The following is a 19,291-nucleotide window of genomic DNA, read 5'->3' as shown; positions in this document are numbered from 1 at the left end:
AATCCGTCACGTGCGTGCAGCTATCTATCAATACGTCATGGATCCGGAGACGCCTCGCGTCGTTCCGAGAGGCGAGACGTCTACGGTACGTCTTGTGCGTCTCATCGTTGCCCGCTGTGAAGTCCGCTACTCCGGCCGCCTCGACGCCCTCCTGCCGATGGCGTTGCGGTTGTTGATGATCAAGTCGGATGGGAGCGTGATGGTGCATGCCGATACCGGAGGGTTTAAGCCGCAGAATTGGATGACGCCGCCGACGGTGATCGAGCTGGAGGAGGCCGAGGATGGCGTCCTGGAGCGGATGGTCGTCCGTAAGCGTGCCGGCGCCACGGAGGATCGGCTCGACATCGCGATCGAGGAGGTCATCAGCGATGTCACGCATGACATGGGCGAGGCGGCGGCACTCGAGAAGGATGGGGTCGAGGCGCATCTGCAGGAGCTGTTGGCCGAGCAGCCGCACTGGTGTGGCGAGGGGTTCCGGTTGGTGCGGCGGGAGTGGCCGACGGACATCGGGCCGGTGGACCTGATGTGCCGGGACGCGGACGATGGCTGGGTCGCGGTCGAGATCAAGCGGGTTGCGACGATCGATGCGGTCGAGCAGTTGACGCGCTACCTCGACCGGATCAAGGAGGACCCGGCGATGGCGGACATCACCGGCGTGCTGGCTGCGCAGCAGATCAAGCCGCAGGCGCGGGTGCTTGCGGAGTCGCGGGGGATGCGCTGCGTCGAGGTGGACCTGGCGGTGCTCCGGGGCGAGCGCGAGCCGGATCTCACGCTGTTCCTGGTCTGAACGCGCTCGTTCGGTCATGATGGGCCGATGAGTAGCGACCACGTCGACGTCCTCATCGTCGGCGCCGGGCTCTCGGGCATCGGCGCGGCCCATCACCTCCAGACCTCGTGTCCGGGAAAGACCTACGCGATCCTCGAGGCGCGCGAGGCGATCGGCGGCACGTGGGACCTGTTCCGCTACCCGGGCATCCGCTCGGACTCGGACATGTTCACGCTCGGCTACTCGTTCCGGCCGTGGACCGAGGCCAAGGCGATCGCCGACGGCCCGTCGATCCTGGAGTACGTGCGCGGCGCCGCGCGCGACGGCGACATCGAGCGCCACATCCGCTTCGGCCACCGCGTCACGCGCGCGACGTGGTCGTCGGCCGACTCGCGGTGGACCGTCACCGCAGAGCGGACGGACACGGGCGCGCAGGTCACCCTCACCGCCAACTTCGTCTTCGGCTGCACCGGCTACTACCGCTACGACGCCGCCTACACGCCCGACTTCCCCAACGCGGATGCCTTCACCGGCACGCTCATCCACCCGCAGTTCTGGCCGTCCGGCCTCGACTACACCAACAAGCGCGTCGTCGTCATCGGCTCTGGCGCCACCGCCGTCACGCTCGTCCCCGCGATGACCGACGGCGGCGCGCAGCACGTGACCATGTTGCAGCGGTCGCCGACCTACATCATGACCTTGCCCGCTGAGGACCCGATCGCCAAGGTTGCGCGCCGCGTCCTGCCCGAGAAGGCGGCCTACACCGCCCTGCGCTGGAAGAACGTCGCCGCCCAGGGCCTCTTCTTCCAGCTCTCGCGCCGCGCGCCCGGCCTGATCAAGCGCATCGTCGCCGCGACCGTCAAGCGCCAGCTCCCGGACGACGTCCCGTTGGACCCGCACTTCACGCCGAGCTACAACCCCTGGGACCAGCGCGTCTGCCTCGTCCCCGACGGCGACCTCTTCAAGGCGCTGCGCTCCCGCAAGGCCTCGATCGTCACCGACCGCATCGCGAGCTTCACGCCCGACGGCATCCGCCTGGAGTCCGGGCAACACCTACAAGCCGACATCATCATCTCGGCCACCGGGCTGCAACTGCTCCCGCTTGGCGGCATCGACTTCGCCGTCGACGGCGAGGAGATCGACCTCTCCCAAACCGTCGGCTACAAGGGCATGATGTTCACCGGGATCCCGAACCTGGCGATCGCGCTCGGCTACACCAACGCCTCGTGGACGCTGAAGTGCGACCTCACGTGTGAGTACATCTGCCGGATGCTCAACCACATGGACGCCAACGGTTACCGCCGCGTCATGCCGCGCGCGCTGCCGGCCGGCGAGAGCACGCTGCCGTTCATCGACCTGAAGTCCGGCTACGTCCAGCGCGCGCTGGCGGCGTTCCCCAAGCAGGGCACCCGCGCGCCCTGGCGCTTGTACCAGAACTACGCGCGCGACATCATCATGTTGCGTCGCGGCTCGCTGGAGGACGAGGGCATCGAGTTCTCGCGCTCGACGCCCTCGCCCGCCGCCGCGGCCGGCGAAGCGGTCGCGGCCTAGGCCTAGGCCTAGGCGCCCACCTCGGCCATCGCCGCCGGGCCCTTCTCGACCGCGATCGGGTCCATCCACATGACCTCCCAGTGGTGGCCGTCGAGGTCGAGGAACGAGCGGCCGTACATGAAGCCGTAATCCGACGGCTCCTTGGCGGGTGCCCCGCCGGCGGCCAGCGCGGCGTCGGCGAACTGGTCGACGTCCTCGCGGCTCTCGGCCGAGACGCAGACCAGGGCGCCCGTGGTCGCCGCGACGTCGGCCAGCGGCTTGACCGTGAAGTCCGCGAAGCGCGACTGCTCCAGGAGCATCACGTAGCCGAACTCCGACACGACCATGCAGGCGGCGCCGTCGTCGCAGAACTTGGGGTCGAACTCAAAGCCCAGCGCGCGGAAGAACGCGGTAGAGGCGGCCACGTCGGCGACGGGCAGGTTGACGAAGATGAGGCGCGGTGAGGTGGTCATGCGCCAAGGACGGGCTGGACCGGGAGAACTCATCGCCGCGGTGTGAGAGGGTGCCGAACATGGGTCGGTCTCTAGCAGTGGCGGTGCTCGCGAGCGCCGTGATGACGAGCGGTGCGATGACGGCGGCGGCCGAGGGGAAGGTCGTCGCGCGCGGCAGCGCCGAACAGGTGCAGGTGACGGGCGCCAAGCCCCGAGCGACGCTTGTGCTGCGCACCGCCAAGGGCCGCGCGGTCAAGACGCAACGCGCCGGAAAGCTCGGCGGCGCCGTCTTCCGCGACGTCAAGCCCGGCACCTACAAGGTCGGCACGACCAAGATCAAGGTCTTCTCCACCCGCGGCGCGCCCGTTACGACGGAGTCCTACACCCAGAAGATCCCGGCTAAGGGCTACGGCTACCTGACCACCCGTGACGGCACCAAGCTGGCGATCGCCGTCCGCCTGCCCGCCGGTAAGCCGCCCTACCCGACGCTGATCGAGTACTCCGGCTACGGCTACGCCAACCCGTCCGGCGGTGAGTCCTCGATCGCCCAGGTCGCGCAGCTGCTCGGCTACGCGGTCGTCGACGTCAACATGCGCGGCACCGGCTGCTCGGGCGGCGCGTTCGACTACTTCGAGCCGCTCCAGGGCCTCGACGGCTACGACGTCGTCGAGACCGTCGCGCGCCAGTCCTGGGTCGCCCACCACAAGGTCGGGATGATGGGCATCTCCTACGGCGGCATCAGCCAGCTCTTCGTCGGGGCGACCCAACCACCATCACTCGCCGCGATCACGCCGCTGAGCGTCATCGACAACACCCAGACGACGCTGTACCCGGGTGGCATCCTCAACACGGGCTTCGCCCTCTCCTGGGCCAAGGACCGCGTGCACGACGCCAAGGCCGCCTCGAAGACCGGCGGCCAGACGTGGGCGCTCAACCGCATCAACAACGGCGACAAGACCTGCAAGGCCAACCAGGCGCTGCACCCTCAAGCGGTCGACCTGCTCAAGAAGAGCGAGGACAACGACACCTACGTGCCGTCCGTCGCTGACCCGCTGGCGCCGATCACGTTCGTGAACAAGATCAAGGCCCCGACCTTCCTGGCCTGCCAGTTCACCGACGAGCAGACCGGCGGCCACTGCCCGGCGCTCGCCGACCGGTTCACGGGCACCAAGGACAAGTGGTTCACCTTCACCAACGGCACGCACATCGACTCGCTCGACCCCGCCACGTTCACGCGCTGGTTCGACTTCCTCGAGCTCTACGTGGCCAAGCGCGCCCCGCACCTCAGCGACGCAACCAAGGGCCTGGCGCCCGTCGTGTTCAAGACCGCGATGGGCGTCGACGGTCTCACGCTCCCGGCCGACCCGATCCAGAACGCCCCCGACTACAACAGCGCGCTCGCCGCCTGGCGCGCCCAGCCGCAGGTGCGCGTCGCCTTCGACAACGGCGCCGGCGGCCCCGCGCCCTTCGCGCCCGGCCCGGGCCTCACCCAGGACTTCCCGAGCTGGCCCGTCCGCGCCACCGGCACGACCTACGGCCCGGGCGCCGACGGGTCGTTCACGTGGTCCAAGAGCTCCCGCCCCGCCACGAGCTTCAAGGGCAACACCGCCACCGGCACCAACGGCCTCTGGACCGCGACGCCGTCCTACACCTGGACCCAGCCAGCGCCCGGCAGCGTCTACTCCTACACCTCGGAGCCGCTGAAGCAGGACACCACGGTCGTCGGCGCCGGCCGCGTCCAGGCGACGATCACCACGACGGTTCCTGACGTCGACCTCCAGGCGACCGTCAGCGAGATCCGCCCTGACGGTGGCGAGGTCTTCGTCCAGTCCGGCTGGCTGCGCGCCTCGATGCGCAAGCTCGACGCGGCCAAGTCCACCGAGTTGGCACCGGTCCTCTCCCTCCGCGCCAAGGACCGCCAGCCGCTGAAGTCCGGCGAGCCGACCCGGATCACGATCCCGCTCTACTACCAGGGCCACGCCTACCGCGCCGGCTCGCGCCTGCGCGTGACGCTCGGCCCGCCGAGCGGCGACCAGCCCGTCTGGTCCTTCGCCGACGCGGTGCCCAAGACCGGTACGCCGACGGTTGGCGTCTCCGGCCTCCTGCTCACGCTGCCGGTCACCGGCGACGTCACGGTCCCGACGCCGCTGCCGCAGGCCTGCGCGGCGCTGCGCGGTGAGCCGTGCCGCTGAGGCCGCTGAGGCGCTGAACAAAGCAGCGGCGGTCCTGCTCATGTCCGTCTCCTCCGCGGAAGTTGAGGATGCGAGGGCGTGACGTGGGTGCAGGACCGCCGCTGTGTGTCGAGGAGCAGTAGAGCGGGCCGGGGCGCCCGCGACCAGAGACGACCGGGCAGGACGTGCCGATCGGCTGGGCACGTCGGACGTGGCGCAGGGCAATAGGCTCCCGCGCCATGTCCGACGTGTCCCAGCCCGCCGTCCTGACCGAGCGCCTTGACGGCGTCCTGGTCATCACCATCAACCGCCCCGAGGTCCGCAACGCGGTCAACGCGGCGGTCGCGGAGGGCATCGCCCATGCGCTCGACGAGCTCGACGGCGACGACGCGCTGCAGGTCGGGATCCTCACGGGCGCGGGCGGGTTCTTCTGCGCGGGGATGGACCTCGGCGCGTTCGTCAAGGGCGAGTCGCCGTGGTTCGGCGACCGCGGCTTCGCGGGCATCGCCCAGCGCGGCGCCAAGAAGCCGCTGATCGCCGCGATCGAGGGCTTCGCGGTCGCGGGCGGCTTCGAGGTCGCGCTCGGGTGCGACCTGATCGTGGCGGCGAGCGGCGCCAAGATGGGCATCCCGGAGGTCAAGCGCTCGCTGGTCGCCGCCGGCGGCGCGCTCTTGCACCTCCCGAAGCGCATGCCCTACCACGCGGTGATGGAGCTGGCGCTGACCGGCGACCCGTGGCCCGCCGAGCGCTTCCATGAGCTCGGCGTCGTCAACCGGATCGCCGAGCCGGGTGGCGCGGTGGCCGCGGCGCAGGAGCTCGCGAGCGCCATCGTCAAGAACGGCCCGCTCGCCGTCGCCGCCTCGAAGGAGATCGTCCAGAAGCAGTTCGACTGGACCTCCGAGAACGCCTGGCAGGAGCAGGTCGCGATCAGCGGGCACGTGTTCGCGTCGGACGATGCCAAGGAGGGCGCCTCGGCCTTCAAGGAGAAGCGCGATCCCGTGTGGCGCAACGCTTAACCACAACTCTCAGGACCACCGGTCGAGCGCGCTTCCGACCGTCCGTATGAGCGGCCGGGCAGCGCGCGCGGGCACCATCTCGCCATGTCCATGCGGCCACCGCAGATCGTCGCGTTCGGCGGCGGGGGGTTCTCGATGGAGGCGGGCAACCCGCTCCTCGATGACTACGTGTTGGAGCAGACCGGCGTCGACCGGCCCAAGGTCTGCTTCATCCCCACCGCGTCCGGCGACGCCGACCACTACGTCGTGCGCTTCTATCGCGAGTTCGCGGCGCGCGCGGACTGTAGCCACGTCTCGCTGTTTCGCCGCGACAAGGGCGCGGGCGCGGTCGAGGGCGACCTCGAGCAACACCTGCTCAGCCAGGACCTGATCTACGTCGGCGGGGGCTCGGTCCTCAGCCTGCTCGGCACGTGGCGCGCGCACGGCCTGGACCAGATCCTCAAGCGCGCTTGGCGCCGCGGCGTCCTGCTGTGCGGGCTGAGCGCCGGCTCGCTGTGCTGGTTCAGCGAGGCGATCACCGCCTTCCACGGTCCGCCGGAGTCGGTTCGCGGCCTCGGCCTGCTGCCGCATTCCAACTGCGTGCACTACGACGGCGAGGCGGTGCGCGGCGAGGTCTTCCGCGACATGATCGCCGACGGCCGGATGCGCGAGGGCTACGCGGCGCAGGACAGCGCCGCGCTGCACTTCGAGGGTCGCGAGCTGCTGCGCGCGGTCTCCTCGAAGCCCAACGCGCGCGCGTTCCGGATCTCCAAGGACGGTGAGCACGAGCTGGCGGTCGAGTACCTGGGCGCGGCGAAGCTCGCCGCGGCCGCGTGACCGCCACGCCCACGATCCTCGCGATGGGCGGCGGTGGCTTCACGTCGCAGCCCGGAGACCCCGCGTTGGACGAGCTGGTGCTGGAGCTGAGCGGCCGGCGCGAGCCGCGGATCCTGTTCCTGCCGACCGCGTCCGGCGATCCCAACGAGCAGATCGCCGCGTTCCACATGACCTACGGGCGCCGCGCCGCGCTGGCGACCGTGCTGTCGCTGTTCCGCCGCCATGGCGATCCGCGCTCGCTGCGGGAGATCGTGCTCGCCCACGACGTCGTCTACGTCGGCGGCGGGTCGATGCGCAACCTGATGGCGATCTGGATGGCGCACGGCCTCGACGTCGTCCTGCGCGAGGCGTGGGAACGCGGGATCGTCCTGGCGGGGCTGAGCGCCGGCGCGATGTGCTGGTTCGAGGGCGGCTGCACCAAGTCGTTCGGGCCGCCGGAGGCCATCCGCGGCCTGGGCTTCCTGCCCGGCTCGATGAGCGTCCACGCTGACGGCGAGCCCGAGCGCCTGCCGGTCTGGCTGGAGGCGGTGCGGTCCGGCTCGGTGCCCGGCGGGTGGGCGGCCGACGACGGCGTCGGCCTGGTCTTCGAGGGCACCGAGCTAAAGCGCGTGGTGACCGCGCGCGAGGGCACGACCGCGCTGCGCGTCGACGCGGTCGGCGGCGAGCTGGTGCGCAAGCGCCTGGCGCCTGAGCTTTTGGGGGCGGGGCCGCTGGGAACGCGGCCGCTGCCCGACGACATCAAGGAGTGGAGGAGGACCCGCTATGGCCCCGGCTAGCCCACTGGTTGTTCCGGTGACAGCACCAACACGAACTGCAACGCGAACGCTTCGGGATACCGGCGTACGCACCGGTCGCGCACCGCTCGGAGCGCTGGGACCCGTGACTCCAGCGGGAGTGGGGCGCCAGCCGGACGTTCCCGCAGGACGGCGAAACCTGCACGGCGCGCCAGTTCCGCGGCGCTCGCGCGCGTGAAGAAGCGAAGGTGCGTGCGGTCGAAGAGGCCGAAGTCCGCGTAGTCGAAGCGGCCACGCAGCAGCGCCCGGCGGGCGGTCCAGTGCGCGATGTTCGGGACGGAGATCACCGCGCGACCGCCCGCCGGAAGCAGCGTGTGGAGCCACGCGAGCGTCGACCACGGGTCGCGCAGGTGCTCCAGGACGTCGGCGCAGACGACGACGTCCGGCCGCGTGCCGACCATCGCCTCGACCGCCTCGCGCGTGAGCGGCGCCTCGAGGTCGCCGACGACGACCTCGCGGCAGCGCCCGGGCTTGCGCGCCTGCTCGGCGGCAACCGGGTCGAACTCGACGCCGTCGACGGTGCATCCGCGCTTGGTCAGCTCCGCCGCCAGGTAGCCGGTCGCGCAGCCGACGTCCAGGACGCGTGAGCCCGGCGGGACCTCGTCGAGCACGAGCCGGTGGGACTCGCTTAGCCCGTGCTGGGCGACGAGCGCGGCGTAGGGGCCTTCGGCGGTGGCGGCGCTCACGCCTGGGTCTCGCCGTTGATGGTGGCGATCAGCGAGCGAGCGCCGCCGCGGTCGCGGTGCTCGCAGAGGTAGATGCCCTGCCAGGTGCCGAGCGCGAGGCGCCCGCGCGCGACCGGCAGCGTCAGCGACGGACCCATGATGGAGGCCTTGACGTGCGCGGGCATGTCGTCGGCGCCCTCGTCGGTGTGCGTCCAGGCGAAGTTCTCAGGGATGTAGGCGTTGGCCCACGTCTCGAAGTCGCGGCGCACGTCGGGCGAGGCGTTCTCGTTGAGCGTCAGCGAGGCGGACGTGTGGAGGATGTGGAGGTGCAGCAGGCCTACGCGTAGCTCGCTCAGCTCGGGCAGTTGTTGGACAACCTCCCGCGTGACGAGATGAAAGCCGCGCGGCTTGGGGTCCAACGTCAGCTCACGCTGCGCCCACATCGGGGACCTCCGGCGGCGTGATGTTGGTGTCGTAGGGCACGTGCTCGTCCATCATGAAGTAGGTCTTGATCCCGGAGCCGTCCGGGGTACGCTCGGCGGCGCAGAGCTTGCCCTCGTCGGGGTAGATCACGACGTCGGGCTGGCCGTGGGTCGAGATCGCCAGGAACGTGACGTCGGCGTCGCTGTCGTTGACGAGCTGGTGAGCGCCGTCCTCGCCGACCGGGAAGCGGACGACGTCGCCCTCGGAGAGGCGCTGCCAGCCGTCCGGCGTGCGGAGGGCGAGCGACCCCTTCAACAACACCAGGACCTCTTCTTCGGCGAGGTGGAAGTGATAGGGGTAGGCGACCTGTCCGGCTGGGATGAGCCACTGGCTGAGGCCGATGCGCTCGGTGCGCAGCTGGTGGCCGAGCCGCGCGCGGTAGGCGGTAAAGCCCTCGAGCGTCTCGCGGGGCTCGTCGTAGTTGGGGCTGTTGAGGTTCGGGGCCACGATTCCGGACATGTTCACACGTCCCGCGGAATCCGTGCGACGCGCAGGTCGACCTTCCCAGCGCGCGTGAACGGCACGCCTTCGTCCCACAGCAGCTGACGCTGGCGCTCGCCCTGGGCCAGCGAGCCGTCGGCCCGCACGACGCGCCACCACGGCACGGCGGCGGTGTCGTGGATCCGCAGGACGGTGCCGGTCAGCCGCGGGGCGCCAGGGGAGAGGTCGCCGTAGGTGCGGACGAAGCCCTCCGGGATCTCGGCGACGCGGTCGAGGATCTCCCGGTGGTGCGCGGGGTGCGATGCTTGGTCGATGGTCCGCCGTGGCACGTACTCGATCGTCGCACGCGACGAGCAGACCGGCGAGCTGGGAGCGGCGGTGCAGTCGCACTGGTTCTCCGTGGGCTCGATCGTCACCTGGGCCCGGCCGGGCGTCGGCGCGGTGTGCACGCAGGCGACCGCGGAGCGCGCATACGGGCCGCGGCTGTTGGATGCGCTGGCCTCTGGGAGCGCGCCCTCCGCCGCCCTTCGCTCGCTTCTGGACGCCGACGCCACCGCGCCCTTCCGCCAGGTCGCCGTGATCGGCGCCGACGGCCCGCCCGCGGTCTGGACGGGACCACGCTGCATGGCCTCTGCGGGCCACGCGACCGGCGACGCGTTCAGCGTCCAGGCCAACCTGATGGACAACGAGGGCGTGTGGCCGGCCATGGCCGACGCCTTCACGCGCTCGACCGGGCCTCTGGCGCGGCGGCTGCTCGCCGCGCTCCATGCGGCCGAGGCCGCGGGCGGCGACGCGCGCGGACGGCAGTCGGCGGCGCTCGTGGTCGTCCCGGCGAGCGGCGAGCCGTGGGACCGAGTGGTCGAGCTGCGCGTCGAGGACCACGACGAGCCGCTGGACGAGCTGGAACGCATCCTGACGCTGCACGATGCCTACACCTTGGCCACCCGCGGCGACGATCTCACCGGCGAAGGACGGCTCGCCGAGGCCGCGGAGGCCTACTGCGCCGCCGCCGCCCTGGCGCCGGGAAACCACGAGCTGCTGTTCTGGGCGGGGTTGGCCGAGTTCGAGCACGGCGACCGAGAGCTGGGGCTGGAGCAGGTGCGGCGGGCCATGGCGCAGCAGCCGGGGTGGAGGACGGTCCTGGCGCGATTGGAGCCCGACGTCGCGCCGTCGGCGGCGGCGCTGCTCGCGGCGCTGGGGGAGTAGCGTCCGCCGCTCATCGGTGAGTCGCGCCTGACCCGCGCATATCGCGGGTTAGACGCGATCGACCCGATATCCGTCGTCGGTCTCGCGCAGCGCGCGCGTGCCCACCACGGCGTCGATGTTCAGCGGCCCGTAGATGTGCGGGAACTCGTCGCCGACGTCGGTCGCGCGCTCCCACTTCAGCTCGGCCTGGATCCGCTCGATCTCCAGCTCCAGCGCCAGCAGGTCGCCGCTGCCGCGGAAGATCCGGTCAGCCGTCGACTCGACCTGCGCGAACGTCGAGCAGTGGATGAACCCCTCCTCGGCCAGCGACGGCGTCGTCAGCTCGCCATCCTCGCGCGCCTTCGCCCACGCGGCGTCGGTGGTGATGTGCAGGATCGTGCTGTCGTCGGGGGCCATGGCGCGAGACCGTAGCGCAGGGGTGCGGGAAACCGGCCAAGACGGGCGCGCCAGGGGTTCCCCCGATTGCCCGAACGGCGGCGCGCCCGCAGCATGGACGGCCATGCGCTCCCCTCTGCCTCTCGCCCTGGCCACCGCCGCGCTTGCCACCCTCGCCGTCGCGCCCGCCGCGGCCCACGCCGACTCGATCTCCTACATCAAGGACGGCGACGTCCACCTGACGACGCCCGATGGCGGCCGCGACCACCAGGTCACCACCGACGGCGGCTACTCCTACGCCTCGCAGGCCGACGACGGCCGGATCCTCGCGCTGCACGGCAAGCGCTTCCGGCTGATGGATCGCTGGGGCCAGGTGCAGGCCGACTTCTCGCCGATCGCCGACGGCACGGCGGGCACGGTCACGATCAACGGCCCGTACGACCCGGTGATCTCGCCGGATGGCACGAAGGTCGCCTACGGCATGTACGTGCAGTACACGCACGGCGATCCCAACTGCGGCCTGCCGGGCGGTTGCTGGGAGGGCCACCTGTACGCCGCGACGGGCTACAGCACCGCCACGGGCCCGGGCGACTGGCACGACCCGAACTTCAACCCCAACTACGGCTGGACCGATCCGGCCTGGATCGACAACGCGCGCACGCTGCTTAGCGGCCCGTCGTCGGCCTACCTGGAGCACACCGGCATCGACGTGCTCGGCGACGAGAAGCACGAGGCGGTCGCGTGGTTCTCGGACTTCAACGACGGCACCCAGAACCTCTTCGACGCCGAGCTCAACCGCCAGGGCACGGGCGTTGCCGCCGTCGCCAACTCCGCGGGCGATGCGCTGCGCGTCTACCACCAGACCGGCGCGCCGAGCGAGGCCAACCCGCCGCAGCCGTGCCTGAACGCGCCCAAGCGCGCCGGCGCGTGGGCCTCGCCGTCGTTCTCGCCGGACGGCAACCGCCTGGCGATGTCGGACGACTCGGGGTTGTACATCGTCGAGCTGCCGGACCTCCAGCAGGCCTGCCCGGACTCGGCCGCGGTGAAGGTGACGACGATCGCACCCGGCGGCAAGTTCCCCGACTGGGGCCCGGCCGACCTGCCCGATCCCTCGACGCGCCCGGTCAAGCCCGCGGTGCCGACGACGCCGACCACGCCGGGCACCTCCACGCCGAGCGGCGGCTCCTCCGCCAAGGGCGGCGACGCCGAGAAGGCGGGCGCCTTCCTCGCTCGCGCCGGCAAGGTCTCCACCAGGTCCATCACGGTGAAGGTCACCGTTCCGTCTGCCGGCCGCCTCTCCGCGACCGCCACGCGCAAGGGCAAGACCGTCGCCTCCGCGGCGTCCAAGCCCGTCAAGGCCAACACGACGGTCACGCTCAAGTTGAAGGCCAAGAAGACCCTGCCGCGCGGCGCGAAGCTGACCGTCAAGGTCACGCTCACGCCGAAGTCCGGCGGCAAGGCTACGACGACGACGCTGAAGGTTTCGCGTTAGCGGGTACGCCCGCGCCAATGCGCACGCACCTCGACGCAAGGCACGGCGCGGCGGCCCTCATGGTTGTCGCGCTGCTCGCCGTTCCGGCCGCGGCGCCCGCGTCGCAGAAGACCCCGAGCACCACGAAGCTGCTGCGCGGCCCGATCGCCTTCCGCCTGACCGGATGGCAGCACGCCGATCCGACGACGAGCCTCGGGGACTACCGCTACGCAATCGCCTTCAAGCTCAACCGCGACCCGCAGGGCCGCCTGCCCGACACCGCTGAGGAGCAGAACCGCGGGGTCTCGCGCGGGATCTTCGCGCTCGACGGCTGGGACACCGAGGTCGGTCACCTCTACCCACCCAAGCACTCGCCCGCCGGCAAGGCCAACTGCTTCCTCGGCTACGTCGCCGGCGCCGCCGACACGGACCCGCCTGGCTGCGCAAGGAGGACCGCAAGCCGCTCGGCGCGCGTGTGCGAGTGACGCTCGCCCGCTCGACCGTCGACCCGACGGCACCAACGCCTACGGCAAGCAGCTGGTCCGCCGGCCGCATCTCCAGCAGGCCGACGTCGCGCTGAAGTCCACCGCCGCCCGCCGCGCGCTGGCGAAGATCGGCTGCTAGCCGTAGGCGTCGACCAGCTCGCGTTCCAGCGGCGCGTAGCCGCGGCCGCGCGGCGCGAGCGTGGTGTCGGCCAGGCGCGGCGCTAGTGCCTGCGCCTCGGCGTCGAGGAGCGTCCGGGCGTCGGCGCCGATGTCTTCGAGCAAGCTGTAGGTGATCTCGCCTGACGGCCGTTTGGTCCAGGCGCCGACGATGCGGCCGTGGTGCCAGACGGTCGGCGCGACGTTGCCGTTGACGTCGAAGAGCCGCTCGGCGTGGGGGCCGAGGTAGAAGTCGCGGTGCTTCCAGCCCATCGGCGTGGAGTCCAGGCCGGGGAGGAAGGCGATCCACTCGGCGGGCTTGGGCACCGGCTCGACGTCGTCGGCCAGGACTACGCCGGGTGCGTCGTCGTCCAACGCGCACTCCAAGACGTCGTCGCCGGCCAGCGCCCGGCGCGTCTGCGCGACCGTCCAGCCGGCCCACCACTTCAGGTCCTCCGGTCGCGCTGGGCCGTACGCGTGCAACCACAGCCGCGCGAGCGCCCGCTGCGCCTCGGCCTCGTCCAGGGCCTCCAGCGGCTCGCCCAGCCACGCGTCCATCGCGGCCCAGCGGAACTGCGTCGACGCCCAGCCGCCCCGCGGCCGCGCCCGCACCACGCGCCCTTCGGCCGACAACACCAACAACACGCGCGAGGCCAGCTTCACGCTCTGCGTCCAGTTGCCGGACCCGACGACGACCTCGGTCGCCAGGCGCGGATCGGTCGCTGCGAGCTCGGTCGCGGTCAGCTCGCCCTCGGAGCGCAGCGCCTCGACGGCGGCGTCCTCCACCTTCGCCAGCCACGCAGCCGCCCCGCGCCGTCCCTCCAGCGCCTTCATCAACTTGGCCCGCTCGCGCGCGCCCACCGCCCGCGAGGCCGCGGCGAAGACGGTTGGCGCCGTCGCCCGCTGCACGACGAACATCGTCCGCCGCATCGCCAGCAGCCGCACCAGCGATCGCTCCTCGTACAGCGCGCGCTCCAACTCGGCCGCCTCGGACGTCCGGTCCGCCAGGCGCATCCACGCCGCGACGAACACCGACGCCGCGTCGGTCGAATGCATCCCGACGACCGACGCCGCGACCTCCTCGACGCTCCCCGCCCGCGCGTCCACCGCCAGCCGATGGCGCACCCCGATCCGGGCGCGCCGCTCGGCGGCGGTGAAGCGCAACACCTCGAAAGCGGCCTAGCGCTCGCCGGGCGTCTTGATGGGGTACATGCTCACCGGCACCGACACGTCGAGCGCGGTCCGCAGGATGCGGTTCTGCTCGGCGGTGTGGGCGGCCGGGTAGCCCTCGCCCGGGCTGGCGCGCTCCGGGCGGCCGATGTACCCGAACGCGATGTCGTCGGGCAGCACCTGCAGCAGGCGCGGCGACATGTGCGCGCGGGCGCCCATGTTGCGCGGCTCCTCCTGCACCCACACGACCTCTTCAAGGTTCGGGTAGGTGTTGATGAGCTCCAGGACCTGGCCCTCCGGGAAGGGATACAACAACTCGATCCGGCCGATCGCGACCGACTCGTTGTCGGCGCGGCTCGGGTGCGAGACCAGGTCGTAGTAGATCTTGCCCGTGCAGAGCACCAGCCGCTTGACCTTCTCGATCGGCACGCGCGGCTCGCCCAGCACCGGGAAGAACTTCGACTCGGCGAGGTGCTCGATCCGGTTGGTCGCCTGCGGCAGGCGCAGCAGCGACTTCGGCGTGAAGATCACCAACGGACGCTGCTTGGTGATCCGCGCCTGGCGCCGCAGCAGGTGGAAGTACTGCGCCGGCGTCGTCAGGTTCGCGACGCGGATGTTGCCCTCGGCGGCCAGCTGCAGGAAGCGCTCGATGCGGGCGGAGGAGTGTTCCGGGCCCGAGCCCTCGTAGCCGTGCGGCAGCAGCATCGTCAGCCGCGACGTCTGGCCCCACTTGGCCAGGCCGCTGATGATGAACTGGTCGATGATCACCTGGGCGCTGTTGGCGAAGTCGCCGAACTGCGCCTCCCAGAGGACCAGCGTCTCGGGCGCCTCGGCCGAGTACCCGTACTCGAAGCCCAGGCAGGCGATCTCGCTCAAAGGCGAGTTGTGCAACTCGAACGGCGCCAGCGCGCCCGGCAGCGACTGGATCGGGCAGACGGTCTGGCCGGTCTTGGCGTCGTGCAGGACCTGGTGGCGCTGGGAGAACGTGCCGCGCTCGACGTCCTGGCCGGTCAGGCGGATCGGCGTGCCCTCGGTCAGCAGCGAGGCGTAGGCCAACTGCTCGGCGTGCGCCCAGTCGATGCCGCCCTCGGTGCCCAAGGCCGCGCGGCGGCGCTCCAGCTGCTTGACGAGCTTCGGGTGGACCGTGAAGCCCTCCGGCGTCGTCAGCAGCTCCTCGTTCAAGGAGCGCAGGCGATCGGCGCTCACCGCGGTCGGCACGTCGGGCGACGGCGAGCGGTCGAGCTGGTACTCGCCGGTCTGCTGCGTCACGCCGCCGGCCGCCTCGGCCGCCTTGATCTTGTTCTTCAGCTCGGCGTGCAGCGCGGTGAGCTTGTCCCAGATCTGCTGGCGCTGGGCCTCGACCTCGTCCTGGGTGACGACGCCGTCGGCGACCAGGCGCTCGGACCAGATCTCGGCCGCGCGCTTGTGGCTCTTGATCTTGGCGTACATCTCGGGCTGCGTGTACGCGGGCTCGTCGGCCTCGTTGTGGCCGAAGCGGCGGTAGCCGATCAGGTCGATGACGACGTCGTGGCCGAACTCCTCGCGGTAGGCGAAGGCCAGGCGCACGGCGCTGATGCACGCCTGCACGTCGTCGGCGTTGACGTGGATGATCGGGACGTCGTAGCCCTTGGCCAGGTCAGACGCCCAGCGCGTGGAGCGCGCGTCCTCCGGGTCGGTGGTGAAGCCGACCTGGTTGTTCTGGATCAGGTGCAGCGCGCCGCCGACCTTGTAGCCGTCGATCGCCTGGAGGTTGAGGCCCTCCGCCACGACGCCCTGGCCCGGGAAGGCCGCGTCGCCGTGCAGGACGATCGGCATCGCCGCGTCGGTGTCGCGGTGGGCGTGCGGGCCCTGGCGCGTGGTCTGCGCGGCGCGGGCGGCGCCGAGCACGACCGGGTGGACGAACTCCAAGTGCGAGGGGTTGGACTCCAAGTTCACCAACACGGACTCGCCGTTGGGGAGCTGGTAGCTGCCCTGCGCGCCGTGGTGGTACTTGACGTCGCCGGTGCCGCCCTGCGGGATCGTCGTGACGGCCTCCAGCGTGGAGGCACCCTCGAACTCCGCGAAGATCGTTTCGTACGGCCGGCCCAGGTTGTGGGCAAGGACATTGAGTCGCCCACGGTGCGCCATGCCGACGACGACCTCGCGCGCGCCGTGCGCGGCCGCGAGCTGAATCGCCTCGTCGATGATCGGGACCGTCATGTCGAGGCCCTCGATCGAGAACTGCTTCTGGCCGAGGTAGGCCTTGTGCATGAAGCGCTCGAACGCGTCGACCTCGATCAGGCGCGTCAGCAGCGCCTTCTGCTCCTCGTTGGTCAACGGCTTGCGGAACTCGCCGCCCTCGATCCGCTCGCGCAGCCAGGTGCGCTGGCGGTGCGAGGCGATGTGCTCGATCTCGTAGGCGATCGTCCCGCAGTAGGTCTCGCGCAGGTGCGGCAGCGCGTCGGCCAGCGTCGCGCCCGGCACGTGCATGCGCAGGATTCGCGCCGGGATCTTGGCCATCAACTCGCCGGTGAGGCCGACCGTGTCCGGGTCGAGCGCCGGGTCGCCCTCGGGCTCGGTGCCTAGCGGGTCGAGCTTGGCGGCGAGGTGGCCGTGCGTGCGGTGCGCCTTCAGCAGCGACGTCGCGGCCTGGACGGCCTGCAGCAGCTCTTCGTCGATGTGGTTGGCGCGGCGCTCGATCGTCCGCGACTCGCGCGCGGCGGCCGCGGCGGCGGCGGGCGCCGGCGGCGTGGGTGCCGGGCCGAGGGCGGCGCCGAGCGAGGCGAAGACGCCGTCGTAGAACCCGTTCTCGCCCTGGAGGTAGGTCTCGACGACCTGCAGGAACCGGCCCGACTCCGCACCCTGGATGATGCGGTGGTCGTAGGTGGAGGTCATGGTCATGACCTTCTCGGCGCCGATCATGTCGCCGATGTTCCCGAGGCCGACCGGGTAGGCGATCGAACCCGTGGCGACGATCGTGCCGTTGCCCTTCATCAGGCGCGGGACGCTGGCGATCGTGCCGATGCCGCCGGGGTTCGTCAGCTGGATGTTGGCCCCGACGAGGTCGTCGGCACCGAGCTTGTTCTCGCGCGCCTTGGCGATGAGCGCGTCGAAGGCGCTCTTGAAGTCCTTGAACGACAGGCGGCCAGCGTCGCGGATGACCGGCACCATCAGGGTGCGCGAGCCGTCCTTCTTCTCGACGTCCACGGCGATGCCGAGGTTGACGGCCTCGTCGTCGATCCGCGTGGGCTTGCCGTCGACCGTGTCGAAGTGATGGGACATGACCGGCATGTCCTGCTGGGCGGCCAGCGAGATGGCGTAGGCGATGAGATGCGTGAAGGAGACCTTCTGCCCGGCCTCCTTGAGCTGCTTGCGCCGCGCGTCCATCGTCGTGACCGTGATGGTGCGGAACGAGGTCGCGGTCGGGATCTCGCGCGACTCGTCCATGTAGCGGGCGAGCATCGCGGCGGCGCCCTTGAGGACCGTGCGCTTGCCGACCAGGGTGGCCGGGTCGAAGGACAGGACGTCGTCCTTGGTGATCTTCCCGCGCGGGCCGGTGCCGCTGACGTTGGCGAGGTCGACGCCCTCGGCGGCGGCGACGCGCGCGGCGACGGGGGTGGCGTTGGCGTCGGTCTGCGTGGCGGCTGCGCTCGGAGCGGCGGCCGCAGCGGCGCCGTTGCCGGCGGCCGGAGCGTCGCCCGCCGGCTTCTTCGCGGCGCCCGCGCCGACCTGCATGCGCGCGATGACCTGGCCGACGGTGACCGTCGCGCCCTCCTCGGCGAGGATCTCGGTGACCGTGCCCGCCGACGGCGCCGGCAGCTCCATGTCGACCTTGTCGGTGGAGATCTCGACGACGGTGTCGCCGTCCTCGACCGTGTCGCCGACCTTGACCGCCCACTCCAAGATGGTGCCCTCGGTGACGGACTCGCCGCCGGCCGGGGTCTCGATGTCGATGATCTCGACGGTGGCGCCGGCGTCGTCGTCAGCCTCGGCGGCCGCAGCGTCGGCTGCGGGCGCACCACTCCCGTTGGACGGAGAGCCGTTGCTCGATCCGCCGCCGCCCGGGGCGATCTCCGCGAGCACGGCGCCGACCGAAACGGTGTCGCCCTCCGCGAAGTGGATCTTCACGATGGTTCCGCTCGCTGGAGCGGGCACCTCCGCGTCGACCTTGTCGGTCGAGACCTCGACGATGATCTCGTCGGCCTCGATGGTGTCACCCTCCTGCTTGTGCCACTCCAGGATGGTGCCTTCCGTCACCGACTCGCCCATGGCGGGCAGGGTGACCTCGATCACTGCGGCTTCGACGGCCATTTCTGTTCTCTTGACTCTAGCGCTGGTTCTTGTTAGCGACGGTTAGGTTGCGGCGCCGCGATTCGCGCACGAACTCGAAGCTCCCGACGAACGGACCCACAGCACCTATTACGGCCACCGCAACGGCAAGTTGCAGCGAAATGACGCGTGCACGCAAAGCTTCGATGCACAACACGCACATCAGGATCCAACCCACTCCGTGGGCAAGCCCAAACACGAACTCCAGCCCGTGCAGCCCGGGGACCAGCCAGACCGTCAGCAGGATCGCGTAGACGGTCGAGTGGGCGAACGACAGGTACTTGAGCGTCGTGAACGACGGGGTGAAGCGCGTGGCGGTGGTCACTGCAGGAGCCGCGCCATGAGGCGCAGCGGCTCGTCGGCCTCGTCGGGCCAGTCGTCGACGTTGGCAGGCCACCACGCGTAGGCGTCGTGCTCGTGGTCGGGGGTGACCTCGGCGCCCGCGGGCAGCCACGCCTGCCCGATGAACATGATGGCGTTGTGCGGCAGACGCACGAGGGCCTCGCCGCGGACGCGCTCGGCGGTTACCGACCACTCCTCGTCGAGCTCGCGCGTGAGCGTGGTGAACGGCGACTCGTCCTCGTCGACCGCGCCGCCGGCGCCGAGCGCCCAACGACCGGCCCACGTGGCGAGCCAGAGGGCTCGCCGGCCGGCGAGCCAGCGTCCCTCGGAGTCGCGGATGACGCAGAGCGCGGACATTGACGCCGAGGCGTCGCCGTCGACCAGTCGCAGCGCCCAGCGCGTGCGTTGGAGCTCCATGCACAGCGCGCCGTCCTCGGTGGTGGTGAAGTGCGCGAGGCGCGCCGCGGTGCCGTCGTGCGACGGCGAGCCGCGGTCGCGCAGGGCGGCGATCGCGGCGTCGGCCGCGTCGACCTTCGCGTCTTCGGCGACGAAGGTCTCGTCGAGCCAGACCGCGCGCACCTGCTCGGCGTCCCAGGGACCCCGAGCGAGCAGCGCGGGTGCCTGCGCTTGCGTCATTCGTCTTG

Annotated in this window: 19 protein-coding genes; 9 read left to right on the top strand and 10 right to left on the bottom strand. The window is 71.0% G+C overall.

Annotation, left to right across the window (positions count from 1 at the left end):
• The first annotated feature begins 94 nt into the window (after positions 1 to 94).
• Entirely contained in the window at positions 95 to 787 is a 693-nt protein-coding gene (gene nucS / locus ACT01A_RS13315) for an endonuclease NucS (protein ID WP_445152744.1), read from the top strand.
• A 27-nt stretch (positions 788 to 814) separates the two neighbouring features.
• A complete protein-coding gene (locus ACT01A_RS13310) occupies positions 815 to 2,317 on the top strand; it encodes a flavin-containing monooxygenase (protein ID WP_445152743.1) in 1,503 nt (500 codons plus the stop codon).
• A gap of 8 nt (positions 2,318 to 2,325) precedes the next feature.
• Here the strand turns inward: ACT01A_RS13310 and ACT01A_RS13305 are convergent, their stop codons facing one another.
• Positions 2,326 to 2,769, bottom strand: coding sequence for a VOC family protein (locus tag ACT01A_RS13305; RefSeq protein WP_445152742.1), 444 nt, complete (start codon positions 2,767 to 2,769; stop codon positions 2,326 to 2,328).
• 59 nt (positions 2,770 to 2,828) lie between these two features.
• On the opposite strand from ACT01A_RS13305, the gene ACT01A_RS13300 reads away from it, so the two are divergent.
• From ACT01A_RS13300 to ACT01A_RS13285, 4 genes are all read left to right on the top strand, one after another.
• Positions 2,829 to 4,940, top strand: a complete 2,112-nt coding sequence (locus ACT01A_RS13300; RefSeq protein WP_445152741.1) for a CocE/NonD family hydrolase — start codon at positions 2,829 to 2,831, stop codon at positions 4,938 to 4,940.
• A gap of 218 nt (positions 4,941 to 5,158) precedes the next feature.
• On the top strand, positions 5,159 to 5,935 hold the full coding sequence (locus ACT01A_RS13295) for a crotonase/enoyl-CoA hydratase family protein (RefSeq protein ID WP_445152740.1): 777 nt from the start codon (positions 5,159 to 5,161) through the stop codon (positions 5,933 to 5,935).
• 84 nt (positions 5,936 to 6,019) lie between these two features.
• The gene (locus ACT01A_RS13290) at positions 6,020 to 6,751 is read left to right on the top strand and encodes a Type 1 glutamine amidotransferase-like domain-containing protein (protein ID WP_445152739.1); all 732 of its coding nucleotides are present in this window, start codon (positions 6,020 to 6,022) and stop codon (positions 6,749 to 6,751) included.
• Entirely contained in the window at positions 6,748 to 7,527 is a 780-nt protein-coding gene (locus ACT01A_RS13285; protein ID WP_445152738.1) for a Type 1 glutamine amidotransferase-like domain-containing protein, read from the top strand. The genes ACT01A_RS13290 and ACT01A_RS13285 overlap by 4 nt, the downstream gene beginning before the upstream one ends.
• On the opposite strand, the gene ACT01A_RS13280 is transcribed toward ACT01A_RS13285, so the two are convergent.
• Genes ACT01A_RS13280 through ACT01A_RS13265 form a run of 4 tightly spaced genes read right to left on the bottom strand, consistent with a single transcriptional unit; the run spans position 7,524 to position 9,463 of the window.
• Positions 7,524 to 8,231, bottom strand: a complete 708-nt coding sequence (locus tag ACT01A_RS13280) for a class I SAM-dependent methyltransferase (protein ID WP_445152737.1) — start codon at positions 8,229 to 8,231, stop codon at positions 7,524 to 7,526. The two genes, ACT01A_RS13285 and ACT01A_RS13280, sit on opposite strands and share 4 nt — an antisense overlap.
• Positions 8,228 to 8,653, bottom strand: coding sequence for a secondary thiamine-phosphate synthase enzyme YjbQ (locus ACT01A_RS13275; protein ID WP_445152736.1), 426 nt, complete (start codon positions 8,651 to 8,653; stop codon positions 8,228 to 8,230). The genes ACT01A_RS13280 and ACT01A_RS13275 overlap by 4 nt, the downstream gene beginning before the upstream one ends.
• Positions 8,637 to 9,152 (bottom strand): cupin domain-containing protein, encoded by a 516-nt coding sequence (locus tag ACT01A_RS13270; protein WP_445152735.1) that lies wholly within the window; start codon positions 9,150 to 9,152, stop codon positions 8,637 to 8,639. The genes ACT01A_RS13275 and ACT01A_RS13270 overlap by 17 nt, the downstream gene beginning before the upstream one ends.
• A gap of 2 nt (positions 9,153 to 9,154) precedes the next feature.
• Positions 9,155 to 9,463: an MGMT family protein gene (locus ACT01A_RS13265; RefSeq protein ID WP_445152734.1), complete on the bottom strand. Its 309-nt coding sequence runs from the start codon at positions 9,461 to 9,463 to the stop codon at positions 9,155 to 9,157.
• On the opposite strand from ACT01A_RS13265, the gene ACT01A_RS13260 reads away from it, so the two are divergent.
• Positions 9,447 to 10,340, top strand: coding sequence for a DUF1028 domain-containing protein (locus ACT01A_RS13260; RefSeq protein ID WP_445152733.1), 894 nt, complete (start codon positions 9,447 to 9,449; stop codon positions 10,338 to 10,340). The two genes, ACT01A_RS13265 and ACT01A_RS13260, sit on opposite strands and share 17 nt — an antisense overlap.
• Before the next feature lie 48 nt (positions 10,341 to 10,388).
• On the opposite strand, the gene ACT01A_RS13255 is transcribed toward ACT01A_RS13260, so the two are convergent.
• Positions 10,389 to 10,736 carry a DUF952 domain-containing protein gene (locus ACT01A_RS13255; protein ID WP_445152732.1) on the bottom strand — a complete coding sequence of 116 codons (348 nt, stop codon included), beginning with the start codon at positions 10,734 to 10,736 and terminating at the stop codon, positions 10,389 to 10,391.
• A 103-nt stretch (positions 10,737 to 10,839) separates the two neighbouring features.
• Between ACT01A_RS13255 and ACT01A_RS13250 the strand changes: the two genes are divergently transcribed.
• Together ACT01A_RS13250 and ACT01A_RS13245 are read left to right on the top strand one after the other, a co-directional pair.
• Positions 10,840 to 12,207, top strand: a complete 1,368-nt coding sequence (locus tag ACT01A_RS13250) for a hypothetical protein (protein ID WP_445152731.1) — start codon at positions 10,840 to 10,842, stop codon at positions 12,205 to 12,207.
• Positions 12,208 to 12,224: 17 nt separating this feature from the next.
• The gene (locus ACT01A_RS13245) at positions 12,225 to 12,671 is read left to right on the top strand and encodes a hypothetical protein (RefSeq protein WP_445152730.1); all 447 of its coding nucleotides are present in this window, start codon (positions 12,225 to 12,227) and stop codon (positions 12,669 to 12,671) included.
• A 135-nt stretch (positions 12,672 to 12,806) separates the two neighbouring features.
• Here the strand turns inward: ACT01A_RS13245 and ACT01A_RS13240 are convergent, their stop codons facing one another.
• The 4 genes from ACT01A_RS13240 to ACT01A_RS13225 are packed head-to-tail and all read right to left on the bottom strand — an operon-like array spanning position 12,807 to position 19,283.
• A complete protein-coding gene (locus ACT01A_RS13240; protein ID WP_445152729.1) occupies positions 12,807 to 13,994 on the bottom strand; it encodes a winged helix DNA-binding domain-containing protein in 1,188 nt (395 codons plus the stop codon).
• 12 nt (positions 13,995 to 14,006) lie between these two features.
• Positions 14,007 to 18,287: a multifunctional oxoglutarate decarboxylase/oxoglutarate dehydrogenase thiamine pyrophosphate-binding subunit/dihydrolipoyllysine-residue succinyltransferase subunit gene (locus ACT01A_RS13235; RefSeq protein ID WP_445152728.1), complete on the bottom strand. Its 4,281-nt coding sequence runs from the start codon at positions 18,285 to 18,287 to the stop codon at positions 14,007 to 14,009.
• 16 nt (positions 18,288 to 18,303) lie between these two features.
• Positions 18,304 to 18,630, bottom strand: coding sequence for a hypothetical protein (locus ACT01A_RS13230; protein WP_445152727.1), 327 nt, complete (start codon positions 18,628 to 18,630; stop codon positions 18,304 to 18,306).
• Complete coding sequence (locus ACT01A_RS13225) at positions 18,627 to 19,283, bottom strand: NUDIX hydrolase (protein ID WP_445152726.1); 657 nt, start codon at positions 19,281 to 19,283, stop codon at positions 18,627 to 18,629. Before ACT01A_RS13225 ends, ACT01A_RS13230 begins: the two co-directional genes overlap by 4 nt.
• Between the last annotated feature and the right edge of the window lie 8 nt (positions 19,284 to 19,291).

The sequence above is a fragment of the Baekduia sp. Peel2402 genome (assembly GCF_052567285.1).
Note: the sequence above shows the minus strand (reverse complement) of the source record. Positions and strands in the feature narration are given on the sequence as shown.

Excerpts from the sequence above, each read along its gene's own strand:
- ACT01A_RS13305 (WP_445152742.1), bottom strand. The coding sequence starts at position 2,769 with ATGACCACCTCACCGCGCCTCATCTTCGTCAACCTGCCCGTCGCCGAC.
- ACT01A_RS13255 (WP_445152732.1), bottom strand. The coding sequence starts at position 10,736 with ATGGCCCCCGACGACAGCACGATCCTGCACATCACCACCGACGCCGCG.
- ACT01A_RS13295 (WP_445152740.1), top strand. The coding sequence starts at position 5,159 with ATGTCCGACGTGTCCCAGCCCGCCGTCCTGACCGAGCGCCTTGACGGC.
- ACT01A_RS13275 (WP_445152736.1), bottom strand. The coding sequence starts at position 8,653 with ATGTGGGCGCAGCGTGAGCTGACGTTGGACCCCAAGCCGCGCGGCTTT.
- ACT01A_RS13300 (WP_445152741.1), top strand. The coding sequence starts at position 2,829 with ATGGGTCGGTCTCTAGCAGTGGCGGTGCTCGCGAGCGCCGTGATGACG.
- ACT01A_RS13245 (WP_445152730.1), top strand. The coding sequence starts at position 12,225 with ATGCGCACGCACCTCGACGCAAGGCACGGCGCGGCGGCCCTCATGGTT.
- ACT01A_RS13290 (WP_445152739.1), top strand. The coding sequence starts at position 6,020 with ATGTCCATGCGGCCACCGCAGATCGTCGCGTTCGGCGGCGGGGGGTTC.
- ACT01A_RS13270 (WP_445152735.1), bottom strand. The coding sequence starts at position 9,152 with ATGTCCGGAATCGTGGCCCCGAACCTCAACAGCCCCAACTACGACGAG.
- ACT01A_RS13260 (WP_445152733.1), top strand. The coding sequence starts at position 9,447 with ATGGTCCGCCGTGGCACGTACTCGATCGTCGCACGCGACGAGCAGACC.
- ACT01A_RS13250 (WP_445152731.1), top strand. The coding sequence starts at position 10,840 with ATGCGCTCCCCTCTGCCTCTCGCCCTGGCCACCGCCGCGCTTGCCACC.
- ACT01A_RS13225 (WP_445152726.1), bottom strand. The coding sequence starts at position 19,283 with ATGACGCAAGCGCAGGCACCCGCGCTGCTCGCTCGGGGTCCCTGGGAC.
- ACT01A_RS13310 (WP_445152743.1), top strand. The coding sequence starts at position 815 with ATGAGTAGCGACCACGTCGACGTCCTCATCGTCGGCGCCGGGCTCTCG.
- ACT01A_RS13235 (WP_445152728.1), bottom strand. The coding sequence starts at position 18,287 with ATGGCCGTCGAAGCCGCAGTGATCGAGGTCACCCTGCCCGCCATGGGC.